General features: G+C 52.2%; 14 protein-coding genes and 1 pseudogene. 5 read left to right on the forward strand and 10 right to left on the reverse strand.

Annotated elements, in window-relative coordinates; all coding sequences use genetic code 11:
- Nucleotides 1–90 precede the first annotated feature (90 nt).
- A complete protein-coding gene (mdtM, locus tag FDX04_RS20865) occupies nt 91–1,332 on the forward strand; it encodes a multidrug efflux MFS transporter MdtM (RefSeq protein WP_137371424.1) in 1,242 nt (413 codons plus the stop codon).
- A gap of 84 nt (nt 1,333–1,416) precedes the next feature.
- Here mdtM and FDX04_RS20870 read toward each other — a convergent pair whose 3' ends face one another.
- From FDX04_RS20870 to FDX04_RS20880, 3 genes are all read right to left on the reverse strand, one after another.
- A complete protein-coding gene (locus tag FDX04_RS20870) occupies nt 1,417–1,977 on the reverse strand; it encodes a DUF1440 domain-containing protein (protein ID WP_042312593.1) in 561 nt (186 codons plus the stop codon).
- A gap of 238 nt (nt 1,978–2,215) precedes the next feature.
- The gene (metC, locus tag FDX04_RS20875; protein ID WP_137371425.1) at nt 2,216–3,406 is read right to left on the reverse strand and encodes a cystathionine beta-lyase; all 1,191 of its coding nucleotides are present in this window, start codon (nt 3,404–3,406) and stop codon (nt 2,216–2,218) included.
- A gap of 31 nt (nt 3,407–3,437) precedes the next feature.
- A complete protein-coding gene (locus FDX04_RS20880; RefSeq protein ID WP_079225569.1) occupies nt 3,438–4,670 on the reverse strand; it encodes a dicarboxylate/amino acid:cation symporter in 1,233 nt (410 codons plus the stop codon).
- Nucleotides 4,671–4,889: 219 nt separating this feature from the next.
- Here FDX04_RS20880 and FDX04_RS20885 point away from each other — a divergent pair, with 219 nt between their 5' ends.
- The 3 genes and pseudogenes from FDX04_RS20885 to FDX04_RS20895 all read left to right on the forward strand — a co-directional run.
- Nucleotides 4,890–5,816: a LysR family transcriptional regulator gene (locus tag FDX04_RS20885; RefSeq protein ID WP_137361739.1), complete on the forward strand. Its 927-nt coding sequence runs from the start codon at nt 4,890–4,892 to the stop codon at nt 5,814–5,816.
- Between the two features lie 75 nt (nt 5,817–5,891).
- A complete protein-coding gene (locus FDX04_RS20890; RefSeq protein WP_137371426.1) occupies nt 5,892–7,172 on the forward strand; it encodes a DUF445 domain-containing protein in 1,281 nt (426 codons plus the stop codon).
- A pseudogene (locus FDX04_RS20895) lies at nt 7,168–7,326 on the forward strand (MFS transporter); the annotation flags it as partial. The gene FDX04_RS20890 and the pseudogene FDX04_RS20895, both read left to right, overlap by 5 nt.
- A 325-nt stretch (nt 7,327–7,651) precedes the next feature.
- On the opposite strand, the gene FDX04_RS20900 reads toward FDX04_RS20895, so the two are convergent.
- The 5 genes from FDX04_RS20900 to uxuA all read right to left on the reverse strand — a co-directional run bounded on the left by FDX04_RS20900 (nt 7,652) and on the right by uxuA (nt 13,335).
- Nucleotides 7,652–8,659: a porin gene (locus FDX04_RS20900; protein WP_069324131.1), complete on the reverse strand. Its 1,008-nt coding sequence runs from the start codon at nt 8,657–8,659 to the stop codon at nt 7,652–7,654.
- 188 nt (nt 8,660–8,847) lie between these two features.
- Nucleotides 8,848–9,051 carry a hypothetical protein gene (locus FDX04_RS20905; protein ID WP_042312608.1) on the reverse strand — a complete coding sequence of 68 codons (204 nt, stop codon included), beginning with the start codon at nt 9,049–9,051 and terminating at the stop codon, nt 8,848–8,850.
- A gap of 636 nt (nt 9,052–9,687) precedes the next feature.
- Nucleotides 9,688–10,461, reverse strand: a complete 774-nt coding sequence (gene uxuR, locus FDX04_RS20910) for a Uxu operon transcriptional regulator (RefSeq protein ID WP_137361737.1) — start codon at nt 10,459–10,461, stop codon at nt 9,688–9,690.
- Nucleotides 10,462–10,594: 133 nt separating this feature from the next.
- On the reverse strand, nt 10,595–12,070 hold the full coding sequence (locus FDX04_RS20915; RefSeq protein ID WP_137371427.1) for a fructuronate reductase: 1,476 nt from the start codon (nt 12,068–12,070) through the stop codon (nt 10,595–10,597).
- 80 nt (nt 12,071–12,150) lie between these two features.
- Nucleotides 12,151–13,335, reverse strand: a complete 1,185-nt coding sequence (uxuA, locus tag FDX04_RS20920; protein WP_137361735.1) for a mannonate dehydratase — start codon at nt 13,333–13,335, stop codon at nt 12,151–12,153.
- A 261-nt stretch (nt 13,336–13,596) separates the two neighbouring features.
- Between uxuA and gntP the strand changes: the two genes are divergently transcribed.
- Nucleotides 13,597–14,940, forward strand: coding sequence for a gluconate permease GntP (gene gntP, locus FDX04_RS20925; protein ID WP_038636883.1), 1,344 nt, complete (start codon nt 13,597–13,599; stop codon nt 14,938–14,940).
- 49 nt (nt 14,941–14,989) lie between these two features.
- Here gntP and FDX04_RS20930 read toward each other — a convergent pair whose 3' ends face one another.
- Complete coding sequence (locus tag FDX04_RS20930) at nt 14,990–15,685, reverse strand: lactate utilization protein C (protein ID WP_137371428.1); 696 nt, start codon at nt 15,683–15,685, stop codon at nt 14,990–14,992.
- Entirely contained in the window at nt 15,678–17,105 is a 1,428-nt protein-coding gene (locus FDX04_RS20935) for a LutB/LldF family L-lactate oxidation iron-sulfur protein (RefSeq protein ID WP_137371429.1), read from the reverse strand. The genes FDX04_RS20930 and FDX04_RS20935 overlap by 8 nt, the downstream gene beginning before the upstream one ends.
- Nucleotides 17,106–17,113: the final 8 nt, after the last annotated feature.

Below are 17,113 nucleotides of genomic sequence, written 5' to 3' on the forward strand. Positions count from 1 at the left end.
CTTTTATTCTGTCATCGGTCTGACGTCTCAAAGACGGTATTGAATTTCGCTATTCCCGTTGAGGGTTTTCTCCCGACAAGGAGCTGTTTTATGCAACGGATTCTCGCGTTTTTCTCCCAACGCGCTACGACGCTATTTTTTCCTATTGCGTTGATTTTGTATGATTTCGCCGCCTATCTGTCGACGGACTTGATTCAGCCCGGCATCATTAATGTCGTACGCGATTTCAACGCCGACGTCAGCCTGGCGCCCGCGGCGGTCAGCCTCTATCTGGCGGGTGGTATGGCGCTGCAATGGTTGTTAGGACCGCTTTCCGATCGGATTGGCCGCCGTCCGGTACTGATTGCGGGAGCGCTAATTTTTACGCTCGCCTGCGCCGCCACATTGTTCACCACCTCGATGACGCAATTTCTGGCCGCCCGTTTTGTGCAGGGCACCAGCATCTGTTTTATCGCCACCGTCGGCTATGTCACGGTACAGGAGGCATTTGGGCAAACAAAAGCCATCAAGCTAATGGCGGTAATCACCTCTATTGTGCTGGTGGCACCGGTTATCGGCCCGCTCTCAGGAGCGGCGCTGATGCACTTTGTACACTGGAAGATCTTGTTTGCTATTATCGCCGTCATGGGGCTTATCGCACTCATTGGACTCACGTTAGCGATGCCAGAAACCGTCCAGCGTGGCGCGGTGCCGTTCAGTGCGCGCAGCGTAGTGCGTGATTTTCGCGACGTTTTCCGCAACCGGGTATTCCTGTTTGGCGCTGCCACGCTGTCGTTGAGCTATATCCCGATGATGAGTTGGGTGGCAGTCTCACCGGTGATCCTCATTGATGCTGGCGGCATGACCACATCCCAGTTTGCCTGGGCGCAAGCACCGGTATTTGGCGCGGTGATCGTCGCCAATATGGTGGTCGTGCGCTTTGTGAAGGATCCGACCCGGCCACGCTTTATCTGGCGAGCGGTGCCCATTCAGTTGAGCGGGCTGGCGGTACTGATTGCTGGCAATTTACTGTGGCCGCACGTGTGGTTGTGGTCAGTGCTGGGGACCAGCCTGTATGCGTTTGGCATTGGGATGATCTTCCCAACGTTATTCCGCTTTACGCTGTTTTCCAACAACTTACCGAAGGGTACGGTTTCCGCATCGTTGAATATGGTGATCCTGACGGTGATGGCGGTTTCTGTCGAAATTGGGCGTTGGTTATGGTTTAACGGCGGCAGGATTTCGTTTCATCTGCTGGCGGTGGTGGCAGGTATTGCCGTCGTGTTCACGCTGGCAGGCTTACTGAAGCGCGTACGTCAGCATGAGGCCACCGCGTTAGTCACAGAGAGTTAACCTCCTATGAACCGCCCCCATTCGCGAACACTGGTTTTGTGTTTAGCGGTCGGGGGCAATCCATCATAGTGCATCAACTTTTAATCATCTGGCGAGAGATAGCGAAACTTCCGCATCGGGTTCATGCGTGATCCGATTACGCAGATCGCGGCGAATCATTTCAATGACCCAAAACCAGAAAATATGCCCAATAATTTCCGACACATATTCATCAAATGGTAGCTGAGACAAGGGCGGCGAAAGATGAAGTGCGGGAATGAAAATGCCATGAACCGCCACCGTCACGATTAAACCTGCCAGTACCCCCTGCCAAAGTTTAACTTTTGGAAAAATTTCAGCGGCAACGCAATACCCAACCGCAAACACCAATGAAAATATGATGTGCGTGACCATAACCGGATTAATCACATGTTCAGAAAAGGTATAGACCGTTTGCGTGGGGTCAATCCCTAAATAGTCTCTGAGAAAAAGGTACGGGGGATTAAACTCATTTCTTCCCAGAGAAAATGTCCTGGGTGGAAGCGGAACTTCGGCTCCCCACTTAACAAATGCAGAAAGTACGCCAGAAACGATACCGACTAACACGGCAACGCCATAATGCCGGCGTTCCGTCGGTGTCCTTGAGAATAAATCTTTCAGCTTCATAACTCATCATCCCTTATATGCCATAACACTTAAAACCAGTGGCTATGCTACCCAGGAGGGATGCTGAAAATTGTGACAAAGATTACTTTTGATAAAAAATGATCTCAAATGACTACTTGTGAGTTAATTTGATTGTGAATATAGCGTCATCACAAATGTCGTACAGGCGTTTTATCCGGCCTACTGGGTTACGTAGGCCGGATAAGCATCAGCGCCATCCGGCAGCGAATGTGTTACTTCACGCGATGCGCGCAAACCCCGCTTCCAGATCGGCAATCAGATCGTCAACATCTTCCAGACCAATATGCACCCTGACCAGCGTGCCGCTGAAATCAACCTCTCCGGCCGGGCGAATACTGTTCAGCTCTTCCGGTTGATTCGCCAGAATGAGTGACTCAAATCCGCCCCACGAATAGGCCATATGGAACAGCGAGAAGTTATCGAGGAAATTCGCCATCTGCTCGTCGGTCAGTCTCTTTTTCAGCACAAACGAGAACAGGCCAGAACTTCCGACAAAATCACGTTGAAAATACTCATGTCCCGGACATTCCGCTAATGCCGGATGATTTACCCGCGCCACTTCCGGCCTTGCCGACAGCCAGCGGGCAATGTGAATACTGCTCTCATGATGCTGCTTCAGACGTACCGCCAGCGTACGTAATCCGCGGCTACCGTTGTAGGCTGTGTCGGCATCCAGCGTTTGCCCCATCAGATAGGAGTTCTCACGCAAACGGTCCCAGCAGCGGGCGTTAGACACCGCCGTTCCCAGCATGCCGTCCGAATGACCTATGGTGTACTTGGTTCCTGCCTGAATGGAAATATCCACCCCGAAATCCAGTGCCTTGAAGAGAACGCCCGCCGCCCAGGTATTGTCGATCATAATGACAATCTCCGGGTTCACCGCGCGGATAGCCTGCACCATTCCCGGCACATCCTGGACTTCCATCGTGATAGAACTTGGTGATTCGAGGAACACCACTTTCGTTTCCGGACGCAGAAGATCAACGATCCCAGCCCCAATTAACGGATCGTAATACGTTGTTTCCACATTAAATTTACTCAGGATCTTATTGCAAAAATCCTGGGTTGGCTCGTAGGCCGCACCCGTCATCAAAATATGATCGCCGCTTTGGACGAACGCCAGAATCGCATTGGTCACCGCTGCTGCTCCACACGGATACAGCGCGCAGCCGACACCACCTTCCAGCTCACTCATGGCTTTCTGGAAGGCAAAATGCGTATAGGTTCCGCGACGACCATAAAACAATTCGCCGTTGGCACGGTTGGCGGTGGCAAATTTCTTATCCTTCACGGTATCGAACACCAGTGAAGAGGCGCGTTGGATCACCGGATTCACCGCTCCCTGGGTATAGCGTTTGTCGCGACCAGCAACGACCAGATGCGTTTCAAGCTTCATAGAGTCTTTCATAACTTCTCCTGTTCTTAATCCGTGTGAAAACCTATACCACCGCAGCAGTAGAGTTTATTTCAGTGTTGGTCTGCTTTTTTCCAGCGAACCGTTCGACAATCTGTGCCGCGTTCAAATCATGGATCACGTTAATCAATGTAGCCGGCGCATCGGTAATGGTGCCCAGTACCACCAGCATCGGGATCGCTTCCATCGGCAGACCCAACGTGGTGACGATAAAGATCTCGCCAAGGAACGCCCCGCCCGGCACGCCGCCGACGATAATGGCGGAGAGCACCGCAATCAGCATCGTCAGGAAGAAGGTTTCAGTGGTGAACTCCATACCCAGCACGGAATAGATAAAGACAATTTTCAGTGCGGCTATCATCGCCACACCGCCTTTATTCAGGTTTACCAGCAGCGGAATGGAGACATCAACGATTTCCGGGTTGATCCCCATCGCTTTACCGGCGCGCAGCGTCACCGGTAGCGTGCCCAGCGAAGAACAGGTTCCCAGCGCGGTCGCAGAGGGTTCAATCGCATTACGCCAAAAGGCTTTCACCGCCGGAATACCGCCGCCAATGTACGAATAGAGAATAGAGCCAAAAACAAAGTAGACCAGCGTAGCAACCATAAACAGGCCAATGGCGCGGGCAAAGGTTAGCAACAGAGCAGAGTCCTGGCTGGCCATGGTGGCGGCGAAGTAGCAGCCCAGACCAATCGGCGCAACCTTCATGATGATTGAGACGATCTTCATGATCACCGTGTTGGCATCTTCCAGCAGTGAGGCAATGCGTTTCCCAGCCTGATCCGATTGGCCAATCGCCACACCCGCAATGATCGCCATCACGATCAGCGCCAGGATATTGGACTTAGAAAACAGTCCAATAAAGTCGCTGGTGGTAATCATGCTCACAAAATCCATCTTGCCGCTACCCGCCTGTACGGACTGCGAGAGATCGATAGTGACGCCCTGCGCCGGGTTATACCAGAGCGCCAGCGCGACGATCCCGGCCGCCGGAATAAAGGCCATCGCGATCGAAACAATAAAGATAATCGCCATAATGCGCCCCAGCCTTTTCAGGTCGGTCATACTGGCGATCGAAGACATAACGCTGATTCCCACCAGCGGCACAATGATCATAAATAACAGGTTTAAGAATATCTGACCTATCGGTTGAAGTTTACTTGCCAACGATGGGGCATAAATACCTAATAAGCCGCCAATCACCAGAGCAACTAATAAAATAATCGACGATCTATAGGGTTCGAGTCGTGACCACATAATCGGTACCTTTAGAATAATAATTAATGAGATTAAATTCACAATGTGATGAGTTTCCGTTGCGCCTCCTTTTATTCTGTGACGTAACTCACCTAAGTTGTTATTTTTTCATTTTGCCAGCAAGTTGTTGCCTGTGATTCAATAGTTGCATGTTTAAAAGCCGAATGTAACGGCCTGGCCGTACCGTTTTTGCAAATCACTTGTGAATTAAAGGAAATTATGAGTACGCCGATTTCACTCAAGCATCTGGAATTTTTTACGAAAATCGTCGATTGCGGGGGGCTGTCAGAAGCCGCGGTGCAGCTCAACGTCTCGCCGTCTGCGGTCAGTAAAAGCCTGGCCGCGATGGAAGACACGCTGAGGACGACGTTAATTAAACGCACCACCCGCAGTATTACCCTAACCGACGCCGGGCAATATCTCTTCAACCGCGCGAATAAGCTTTTGAAAGAATTCGATGAAACGCTGAATACTACTTCCGGTTATTACCACAGCCCGCAGGGTGAATTACGGATAACCTGCTCAATTGCGTTTGGCTATTCCCGATTGGTGAACCTGGTGGATAAATATCGCACTCAGTTCCCGGATGTGAATTTGTATATCGATCTCAACGATAACTTCGTGAATCTGAACGAAACGGATTTTGACATCGCTCTGCGCATTTCTACCGCGCCGCCGCAGAACTATGCCATGCGCAAGCTGGTGCCTGTCCGCTGGGCGTACTGCGCCTCACCCGGCTACCTTGCCAAAAAAGGCATGCCCCAGCGCCGAAGCGATCTGGTCAGCCATGATTGCCTGGTGTATCCGGGGCTCACGCCTGTGTTAAAAGTGGCTGATGGACAGGATCGTCTGCATCAGCTCAAACTCCATATGCCGATCCAGGCCAATAGCAGTCTGGTATTACTGAAGTCGGTACTGGAAGATCAGGGCGTGGCGTACTTGCCGACCTACCTGATTGGCGATCATATTCAAAAAGAAGAGATAACGCCGTTGATGCTCGACGGCACGATTACCTGTGAAACTCACGCCCTGTATGCGCTCTATTTTCCCAGTAAGTACAGCAATCCCAAGGTACGATCGTTTATCGATTTTCTGGTAGCGGAACTCGGTCCCTTACCCGCCTGGGACAACTGGATCCCGGAGTAAGATCTGGCCGCCTAAAAATGGGGGCCGCACCACATTTTTTGCGCGATCCTGTCGTCTGGCTCTATTCTTAAGCCTATGAATAAAATTGCTGAACTCAAACGCGCCAAGCGACTGGCGCTCTCATTGCTGCTGATTGCCGCCGCCACTTTCGTTATCACGCTGTTTCTGCCGCCTAACTTCTGGGTGCTCGGAATCAAAGCGATCGCTGAAGCGGCGATGGTCGGCGCACTGGCGGACTGGTTTGCCGTGGTGGCACTTTTTCGCCGGGTGCCGATCCCGTTTATCTCGCAACATACTGCAATTATCCCACGCAATAAGGATCGGATCGGGGAAAATCTCGGACAGTTTGTGCAGGAAAAATTTCTCGACACTCAGTCCCTGGTTGCGCTGATCCGCCGCCATGAACCGGCGCTATTGATCGGAAACTGGTTCAGCCAGCCGGAAAATGCCCGGCGTATTGGCCAGCACCTGCTGCAAATTATGAGCGGTTTTCTCGAACTGACCGACGACGCGCGCATTCAGCGGCTGATCAAGCGGGCGGTGCACAAGGCCATCGATAAGGTTGATCTCTCAGAAACCAGCGCATTGATGCTGGAAAGCATGACCAAAAACAATCGCCATCAGGTGCTGCTCGACACGCTGATCGCCCAACTGATCTCTCTGTTACAACGCGACAGCTCGCGAGCGTTTATCGCCCGGCAGATCGTGCACTGGCTGGAGACCGAACATCCGCTGAAAGCGAAGATCCTGCCGACCGAATGGCTGGGCGAGCACAGCGCCGAGCTGGTTTCTGACGCCGTAAACTCCTTGCTGGATGACATCAGCCACGATCGCGCCCATCAGATCCGCCACGCCTTCGATCGCGCGACGTTTAAGCTCATCGATAAGCTCAAACACGATCCGGAAATGGCCGTGCGAGCGGAAAGCATCAAAAGCTATCTGAAAGAAGACGAAGCCTTCAACCGTTATCTCGGCGAGCTGTGGGCAGACCTGCGTCAGTGGCTGAAAACCGACATCAACACCGAGGATTCTCGCGTGAAGCAGCGCATTGCCAATGCCGGGCAGTGGTTCGGTGAAACGCTGGTTGCCGACAGCGCCCTGCGCGCTTCATTGAATGGGCATCTGGAGCAGGCCGCGCATAAGGTTGCGCCGGAGTTCGCCGCCTTCCTGACGCGCCACATTAGCGACACGGTGAAAAGCTGGGATGCGCGCGATATGTCACAGCAAATTGAGCTAAACATTGGCAAAGATTTGCAGTTTATCCGCGTCAACGGCACGCTGGTCGGCGGTTCTATTGGGCTGCTGTTATATCTGCTGTCGCAAATACCTTCCCTGCTGACGCTGGCGAATCTTTAAGGGGACCACCTTGCTGGTGATGCCGCTCGCCCGTCAACTTAGCGTGCCGCGCAATATTAATCTGCTGGGAAGCGGCGCTCAGGCCATCATTAGCGCCACGCTGTGTGGTGCCGTTGCGTTGTTTTTTGCTGCGATTATCAGTCTCACGCAATGATATAAACAGCGATTCGCTAACCCTAAAAGGGTATAAATTCATTACCAGGTCTATTCAAACTAGTCCGTTATTTAATGTCAACATTTAATAAATGCATAAATAACCAACAATATACTCATCAGGAAATTTATAAACTCACTTTAAAATGCGTAAAAATGGACATGTTAATTCAACATCAACACCATCTTCAGAAAACACATATATTCTGGTTTAAAAAAATCGCCCACTTTAATAATCCTGATCGGTTTAATTTGATCCATTAAAAGCAGGCAGATGTAAAAAAGGCGTCTTACAAAAGACGCCTTTTACATATTATCACAACAAATTAGAACTGATAGGTCAGACCCGCAACAACCTGGTTGTCGCCGTCAGCGCCATCAAGCAGGTTAATTTTATAACCTACATCAGCAACCATATTTTTGTTGAAGTAGTAGTCCGTACCCAGCGCCACATATTCGGTCAGGTCATTATTATTGTTGTCACGCGTATGGACATAAGCCACGTTCGGACGCAGACCAAAATCAAACACATACGCAGCCATTGCTTCAAAGTGCTCAGCTTTGTCCGCATCCTGAATCAGGTTGTGGGACTCACCATACATCGTCGCTACGTAGATGGCGTTAGCATCATACTTCAGGCCAGCACCCCAGAACTCTGCGTTTTCGCCATCCCAACCATTCTGTTTCTGCTGAGCAGTCACTGAACTGGTGGTGTAGGCCGCAATCGCAGACACGCCGGAATCGGCGATATTATCGTAGCCCAGGGAGAAGCCGTAGCCATTGCCATGCTGTTTCGTTGGATCCTTATCGGTATCATCCTGACCCTGATATTGCGCGCCAAGGCTCAGGCCATCAACGGCACCAAACAGATTTTTGGTGCGGAGTGTTGCAACGCCAGAAGTGCGTGTAGTAAGGAAGCGGTCAGTATTTTCATAGGAGTCACCGCCGAACTCTGAAAGAGTGTCAGTGTAAGCTCCCACGTCGTAAGCGATACCGTAGTTACGACCGTAGTCAAAGCTAACGTCATGGCCATAATCCAGACCAGCAAACGCCAGACGTGTATTAACACCATTCTGAGAACCTTCTGCTTTAGCGGCATCAAACTGACTTTCAAACTGACCATAGCCAGTCAGTTGATCGTTGATTTGAGTCTCACCGCGAAAACCCAGACGTGCGTAGGTGCCGTCAGCATCGGTGCCGTCAGTCCAGGAGTGGACCGCTTTCACTTTGCCGTACAAATCAAGTTTGTTGCCATCTTTATTATAAATTTCCGCTGCATGAGCGGAAGTGATGCCTAATGCCATCACTGCTAATACCACTGCTGACTTTTTCATATTTTTACTCACTTTTAATTGTGAATTTTGCTATCAACTTTGTTATGAAGGCAGAAAGTCCTCATAAAAAAGCCCCCTGAATACCAAGGGGAGAAATCAAAAACACACCAATAAAGGCAATAATGAAGTGGCAATAAATAATTCACTACTCAGATTTCATTCAAAATCCGGAATAAGGTCAGCCAGGTTTACTCTTGATTCTCGCCCTGGTTAATAGAGCGATGTAGCATTAACGCCTCAGCGATAATATCTTGTTTACTTTTTCGCGTTTCAAATGCCAGCGTTCGGACATATTCCCACAGAGAATTATCAACACGGGCACTTAAAAGAACCATATCTTTAGATCGGGTACCCCTGGCTTTTCGGATATCGGGATAATCTCGAGAAGGCATCGTCATCATCTCCTGAACGCAATAAGACGCTTATGGCGATGAAATATGCAGTCAGTGTAAAAACATGTCAACGGTAAAAAACATTCACAATCGTAATAAAACTGTTAATAAAGCGAGGTAAAATGGAACGATATTTCAAGTGAAAGATAACTTGTTTATAGAATAATGTGTAATTTTAACTTTACATATATTCATTTTTATTCATTTGATTAAAAACGCATGAGCATTGACACGAATTATTACACTCAATCAAAACATCATTGCAGCCAATAAGTTACATACCGTTATTAATGTCTACTTTTATGCGAACTGCTTGTTTTTATGTACTGTTATGCAAAGCGGTTCTACCCAAACCACTGCCGGAATCACTTTGATTCTCACTTAATGCTGACCTGTTTTGTCTAAAAATAAGCACGAAAAGGTAAAAATAAGGTAAATAACCCATTTTTTCGCATGCAAAATTAAGTTGTTTTTAATTGATATAAATCAATTTACGTCGTGTAAAGATGGCGAAAAAATCCCGGCTGAGGCGCCAGACAAAATTTTTTATGTCCAATTCAGCACGATAAAAGGGGAATAATCACGAGGGAAAGTACCACACGGACCGAAGCTGTCCGTGTGGCTGAAGAAGCAAAATCAGGCGTTAACTTTATCCAGCGGCCAGGACTCGAACAGATAGCCATCAAAGTCGATATCATCGACATTTGAAAATTCCAACAGCCGTTGTTTGACGTTTTCCAGATGCTGCCACATTGCCAGCTTCGCCGCGCGGGCGTCCTTTTTAATTAACGCCGCCAGGATCTGCTTGTGGTCGACCATCCACTCTTTACGGTAATGAGTATCATCGAGGTGGCTATGAAGCTGGATCCACATCGGGTTGTTCTCACGCCACTGCCATGACTGGCGAAATAACTCCACCAGCATGCTGTTATGCGTGGCTTCAGCAATCGCCAGATGAAACTGCATGTCACCGCTTTCTGATCCATTCGGTTCGCTGGAGGCCAGCTCACGCTCTTCCAGTTGCAACGCCTGACGCATTTTGACGATGTCTTCGCGAGTGGCCTGCAGCGCGGCAAATTCAGCGATGTTGCTTTCCAGCAACTGGCGTGCCTGCAGCAGTTCAAACGGACCGGCATCGTTGCAGTGATTTGCATCGGTACTGTCGATACTCTGCGCATCCGCATTGTCGAGCACGTAGATTCCGGCACCGCGACGCACGTCCACCAGTCCTTTAATTTCCAGCATGATTAATGCTTCGCGTACCACCGTGCGAGTGACATTAAGCATCTCAGCAATTTCACGCTCCGGCGGTAAACGCTCACCGGGCTGGTACGGCGTCTGGACAATCAGATCGCGGATCATGGCACCCACTTCCTGGTAGGGTCTTTGTTGAGAAGTGTTCGATTTCATCGTGTTATGTCCGTCAGAAGCGTGTAATCAGATACGGTGAATAGGTATCGAACTATAGCATTTGCGGCAAGTCAAAAACAGAAAACGGGTCAACCAAATCAGTATTTTGATTGACCCGTCATAGTTCGGGGAATTAAGCGTCAGCGCTTAGCGCGGCAACACACTCACGCGCGCCCAGCTCACACAGTTGTTGATACATGGCGATAATCGTCTCAACAAAGTCGGCGTTTTCCGCCAAATCATGGCCAAAAATACCGCTCAGCCCCAGCAGCGCCGTCACGCGTTCAGCCCCCTGGTACTGTTGGTTAATACGCTGGAATTCAGCCAGCATTGGGTCAACAACATCAATGGCCTGCCCCTGCTCATCCACGCCGTGGGTATAACGCATCCAGCCCGCGACGCCAAGCGCCAGGTGACGCCAGTCGCTGCCGTTTTGCAAATGCATACGTACCGGATCCAGCAGGCGCTGCGGCAGTTTCTGGCTGCCATCCATCGCAATCTGCCAGGTGCGGTGGCGCAGAGACGGGTTGCTAAAACGCTCGATCAGCAGCGTCGCGTAGGCGTTGAGATCGGTGCCTTCCGGCATCGCCAGCGTCGGCGCCTGTTCCTGCATCATCAGTGCAAACGCCGCTTTGCGGTACGCGGGATTCGTCATGGTATCTGCGATGGTTTCATACCCACCAAGATAGCCCAGATACGCGAGGAAAGAGTGGCTACCGTTAAGCATGCGCAATTTCATCATTTCAAACGGCACCACATCGGCAACGAATTGCGCGCCGACTTTATCCCAGTCCGGACGACCGTTGACGAAATTGTCTTCAATCACCCACTGACGGAACGGCTCACAGGCGATAGCACACGGATCGTAAACGCCCAGCTGGTCGGCAATTTCCTGCAACGTTTCTGGCGTCGCTGCCGGCACAATGCGGTCTACCATGGTGCATGGGAAGGTGGCGTTAGCTGCAATCCACTCCGCTAACTGCGGGTCGCGCGCCTGCGCCAGGCCCAGCACCGCGACTTTCGCCACATGACCATTTTCACGCACGTTATCGCAGGACATCACGGTAAAGGCCGCCAGCCCCTGCTCGCGACGCAGATGCAACGCCTGTACGATGTACCCAATCGCCGATTTCGGCGCGGTTGGGTTCGCCAGATCGTGCTTAATCAGTGGGTTATTGAGATCTAACTGGCCGCTGGCAGCGTCGGTGCAGTACCCTTTTTCCGTGACCGTCAGCGAGACAATCGCCGTCTGCGGGCGCGCCATGGCCTGTAAAATACCGTCGCAACCGTCAAGATCCGGGTGCAGCGCTTCTTTCATCGAGCCAATCACTTTCAGCACGATGTTGTCCGCGCCCTTTTCCGCCACGGTATACAGCAGTTGCTGCTTGCGCAGATTTTCAATCAGTACGCAGTCGTTACCCGGCATCAGGTTAACTTCACAGATACCCCAATCGCTGTCGGTGGTTTCTAAGAGATGGTGGGTGTACAGCGCCTGATGCGCGCGGTGAAAAGCACCGCATCCCAGGTGAACAATACGGGATTGCAGGCGAGAACTGTCCCACGCCGGACGCGCAACCGGCAGGTTGCTACTGGCAATTGTCGTTGTCATCGTGAACTCCAGAAGCCGTTGGAATACCAACGGAAGAGAAAAGGAAAAAGCCGGTCAGACAGGTGACCAGCAAATCTGCTTTAACGGCTGAAGAAAGCGCGCTGGATAGCCATTTCAACACCGCGTACTTCCGCCAGCCCCTTCAGGCGACCAATCGCGGAGTAGCCGGGGTTGGTTTTCTTTTTCAGATCATCAAGCATCTGGTGACCGTGATCCGGTCGCATCGGGATCAGATCTTCTTTGCCCTCGGCTTTACGACGTTGCTCTTCTTCGACGATCGCTTTCACCACTTCGTACATGTCAACGTCGCCGTTAAGATGCGCCGCTTCATGGAAGGTTTTCGGGTTATCTTCACGTAGCGTGGAGCGCAAATGGGTGAAGTAAATGCGCGGACCAAACTGTTTGATCATGTCAACCAGATCGTTGTCCGCACGGACACCGTAGGAGCCAGTGCACATGGTAAAACCGTTCGCCATGCTGCTGACCGTATCTACCATCCACTGCATATCTTCCACGGTGGAAACAATACGCGGCAGGCCGAGGATCGGGCGCGGCGGATCGTCCGGGTGTACCGCCATACGCACACCCACTTCTTCTGCCACCGGAATGATCGCTTTCAGGAAGACGGCAAAATTCTCGCGCAGCGCGGCTTTATCGATATCTTTGTAACGCTCAAGATGCTGACGGAACTGATCGAGGGTATAGCCTTCTTCCGCACCAGGCAGACCGGCGATGATGTTGCGGGTCAGACGCGCTTTGTCTTCCTCGCTCATGGTGGTGAAGCGTTCATTGGCCTGAGCAATCTCTTCGGCGGTGTAGTCTGCTTCCGCGCCCGGACGTTTGAGGATATGCAGCTCGAAGGCGGCAAATTCAATCTGGTCAAAGCGCAACGCTTTGGAGCCGTCCGGCAGGACGTATTCCAGATCGGTACGGGTCCAGTCGAGAACCGGCATAAAGTTGTAGCACACCGTGCGAATGCCGCACTGGGCCAGGTTACGCAGGCTCTGCTGGTAATTGGCGATCCACTGTTGATAGTTGCCAGAACGGGTTTTAATGTCTTCGTGGATCGGCACACTTTCGACGACCGACCAGACCAGGCCCGCCTGCTCAACAATCGCTTTGCGCTTTAGGATCTCATCAACCGTCCACACTTCCCCGTTCGGGATATGGTGCAAGGCGGTGACAACGCCCGTGGCACCCGCCTGACGCACATCCGCTAAGGTGACCGGATCGTTAGGGCCATACCAGCGCCATGTCTGTTCCATGTTTTATTCCTCGTTTACATTATGGACTCGACGATATGGCGCATAAATTCCTCCTTTTGGTATTACATGTCAACCTAAACGACAAAATTGGTTAACCAAATCACACTGAAAGGCGTTGAAATCCTATGTATGGCGCAAAAACACACGGTAAATATGTAAACATGTAACGCAATGTGACATCTATCGCATCAATGGTTAACCAATATATGTAACATCTCAACCAAAATCATAATGGTTCAACCAAAAGAAGGTAGACGTTTTATGCACGTTCTCAATATTCTGTGGGTCGTATTTGGCATCGGTCTGATGCTGGTACTTAATCTAAGATTCAAAATAAACTCGATGGTCGCCCTGCTGCTGGCGGCGCTCTCGGTCGGTATGCTGGCGGGTATGGATTTAATGGAGCTGCTGCACACCATGAAATCCGGTTTCGGCAGTACGCTGGGAGAGCTGGCGATTATCGTGGTGTTCGGGGCGGTCATCGGTAAGCTGATGGTTGATTCCGGGGCGGCGCATCAGATTGCCCATACGCTACTGGCGCGCCTCGGCCTGCGCTATGTGCAGCTGTCGGTGATCATTATTGGTCTGATCTTCGGTCTGGCGATGTTCTATGAAGTGGCGTTTATTATGCTGGCGCCGCTGGTGATCGTCATTGCTGCGGAAGCGAAGATCCCCTTCCTCAAGCTGGCGATTCCCGCCGTTGCCGCCGCGACCACCGCTCACTCCCTGTTCCCACCGCAGCCTGGCCCGGTGGCGCTGGTTAACGCCTACGGCGCTGACATGGGCATGGTCTACATCTACGGTATTCTGGTGACCATTCCGAGCGTGATCTGCGCCGGGCTTATCCTGCCGAAATTCCTCGGCAACCTCGATCGTCCGACGCCGTCATTCATGAAAGCCGACGTCCCGGTTGACCAGAACAATCTGCCGTCATTCGGCGTGTCTATTCTGGTGCCGCTGATCCCAGCGATCATCATGATCTCCACCACCATCGCCAATATCTGGCTGGTAAAAGGGACACAAGCGTGGGAAGTGGTCAACTTCCTCGGCTCTTCACCGATTGCGATGTTCATCGCCATGATTGTTGCCTTCGTGCTGTTTGGTACCGCGCGTGGTCACGATATGCAATGGGTCATGAACGCCTTTGAAAACGCGGTGAAAAGTATCGCGATGGTGATCCTGATCATCGGCGCGGGCGGCGTACTGAAGCAGACCATCATCGATACCGGCATTGGCGACACCATCGGTATGCTGATGTCGCACGGCAATATTTCTCCGTACATCATGGCGTGGTTGATAACCGTGCTGATTCGTCTGGCAACCGGCCAGGGCGTGGTCTCAGCCATGACGGCGGCGGGAATTATCAGCGCAGCCATCCTCGACCCGGCAACCGGTCAACTGGTGGGCGTCGATCCGGCGCTACTGGTGCTGGCAACGGCGGCAGGCTCCAACACCCTGACCCACATCAACGATGCCTCGTTCTGGCTGTTCAAAGGCTACTTTGACCTGTCGGTGAAGGATACGCTGAAAACCTGGGGTCTGCTGGAACTGGTGAACTCCGTGGTGGGCCTGATAATCGTGTTGATCATCAGCATGATTGCATAACGTCTGTCCCGCTCTGGCCAGTCGCGCCAGAGCGGTTTTCCATCCTGTCTTAGCAATCCTCAATAATCAGATACACCGCCTTCACCGGGCCATGCACCCCAACCACCTTGATAAGCTCAATATCCGCCGTCGAACTGGGTCCACTGATAATGTTAATGCACGACGGCATACGCTCACCGGCCTGCGCTTTCTGATGCAGTTTTTCTGCCAGTTGCGCCACGCGTGGCAGGATGGTGCTTTTACGCAGCACGAAAATCGATGACTCCGGCAACAGGCTCAGGGAACGCCCACGCTCCGGCGCAGAAAACAGCACCACGCCGCCGGACTCAGTCAGGCCATACTCGGCATAGACCACGCCGACTTTAGCCTGCTCGGCCTGGGTAATATTTTCGCTACCGCGCGCCGGGTCCCAGACCATGGCGTTGCATGCCTGCTGTAAGCGTTCGGTAATGCCCAGTTCCACCAGCCGACTGTCGCCGCTCAGTACCACCGGTTGCGACCCCAGCTCCTCACACAGACGGAGCGCCGCGTCTGCCGCCTGATCCTCGCGGGTCAGTTCGCAGCGGGCCAGCATCACCTCGCTGGCAAACTGGATAAACGCCTCGCAGCGCTGCTCGGGGCTCAGTTCGGTCAGGCGCTCGTTGGCATAGTTGTTAACCGGCGCGGCATCCGCTTGTGGCTCGAAACGCAGCTGACGACCCAACGCCTGGGCGACGGTGTTTAAAAATGCGGTACGGTTATCCATTTTTTTTCTCCTGCGCCTGATGTTTCTTAAACCAACTGCGGAAACTCTCGCCGTCAGCATCAGGCAGATCGCGCGCCTCCATCCAGTCACCAATCGCGCCAACCTTAAGCGGCGTTTTACCGCCATTGATAAACCAGCTTGCCGCGTGGGCCCCGGCCATCATGCCGACCTTCCACAGCCCTGGATGGCTGTTGGCATAAGCGAACATTTTGATCGCCCGTCGCTCGGCTTTCGGGGTAATGCCCTCCTCGGCCATCACCCGGCGATGACGCAGGATCAGTTTTGACAGAGGGATCCGCACCGGACAGACGCTGTCACAGGCCGTGCACAGTGAACAGGCATACGGCAGGTCTTTAAAATCTTTATAGCCGCCGAGCAGCGGAGAGATCACCGCGCCGATGGGGCCTGGATAGATAGAGCCATAGCCGTGCCCGCCGATATGACGATACGCCGGACAGGTGTTCATACAGGCCCCGCACCGGATACAGCGCAGCACATCACGAAACTCTGAACCCAGCACCTGCGAGCGCCCGTTATCGACAATCACCAGATGAAATTCTTCCGGTCCGTCAACGTTATCCGCCTCACGCGGGCCGGTCAGCCAGGTGTTGTAGCCCGTCAGGCGTGCGCCCACGGCGCTGCGCGCCAGCATCGTGATCAGCACATCCACATCGGCAAACGTCGGTGCGATACGCTCCATACCCATTACCGCAATGTGCGTTTTCGGCAGCGTGGTGCACATGCGCGCGTTACCTTCGTTGGTCACCAGACACACCGAGCCGGTTTCCGCCACGGCAAAGTTGCAACCGGTAATACCGATTTCGGCACTCAGGAAATCCTCGCGGATCTTCTGGCGAATGAATAAGGTCATCGCTTCCGGTGTTTCCGGGCCGTCGTAGCCCAGACGTTCGTTCAGCACACGGCGGATCTGATAGCGATCTTTATGAATAGCCGGGACCACGACGTGCGAAGGCGGATCCTGATCCAATTGCAGGATGTACTCGCCGAGATCGGTTTCGATCACCTGAATTCCGGCATCCTGCAGCACATGGTTAACGCCGATCTCTTCGGTCACCATCGACTTGGACTTCACCACTTTCTTCGCATTTTTATTCTGCGCGACCTGCAGAATGTAGCGGGTGGCCTCTTCTTTGGTTTTGGCGAAATAGACGTGCCCGCCGTTTTGCGTCACTTTCTCGGAGAGTTGATACAAGTAAGCATCGAGATTGCTCAGAACGTGATCGCGGATCTGACTGGCACGATCGCGCCAGTCTTCCCAGTGGCCTAACTCATCGACCATTTTCTGTCGATTCGCGCCGATACGCTCCTGCGCATTGGCTACGGCTTTGCGCATGATCGGGTCTTCAATTTGCTGACGAATGCGCAGTTTAAATTCTACATCGCTGGTTTTTATCGACATTTATTTTC

Source organism: Citrobacter sp. wls615 (assembly GCF_005281355.1).
GTDB classification, from domain to species: domain Bacteria; phylum Pseudomonadota; class Gammaproteobacteria; order Enterobacterales; family Enterobacteriaceae; genus Citrobacter; species Citrobacter werkmanii.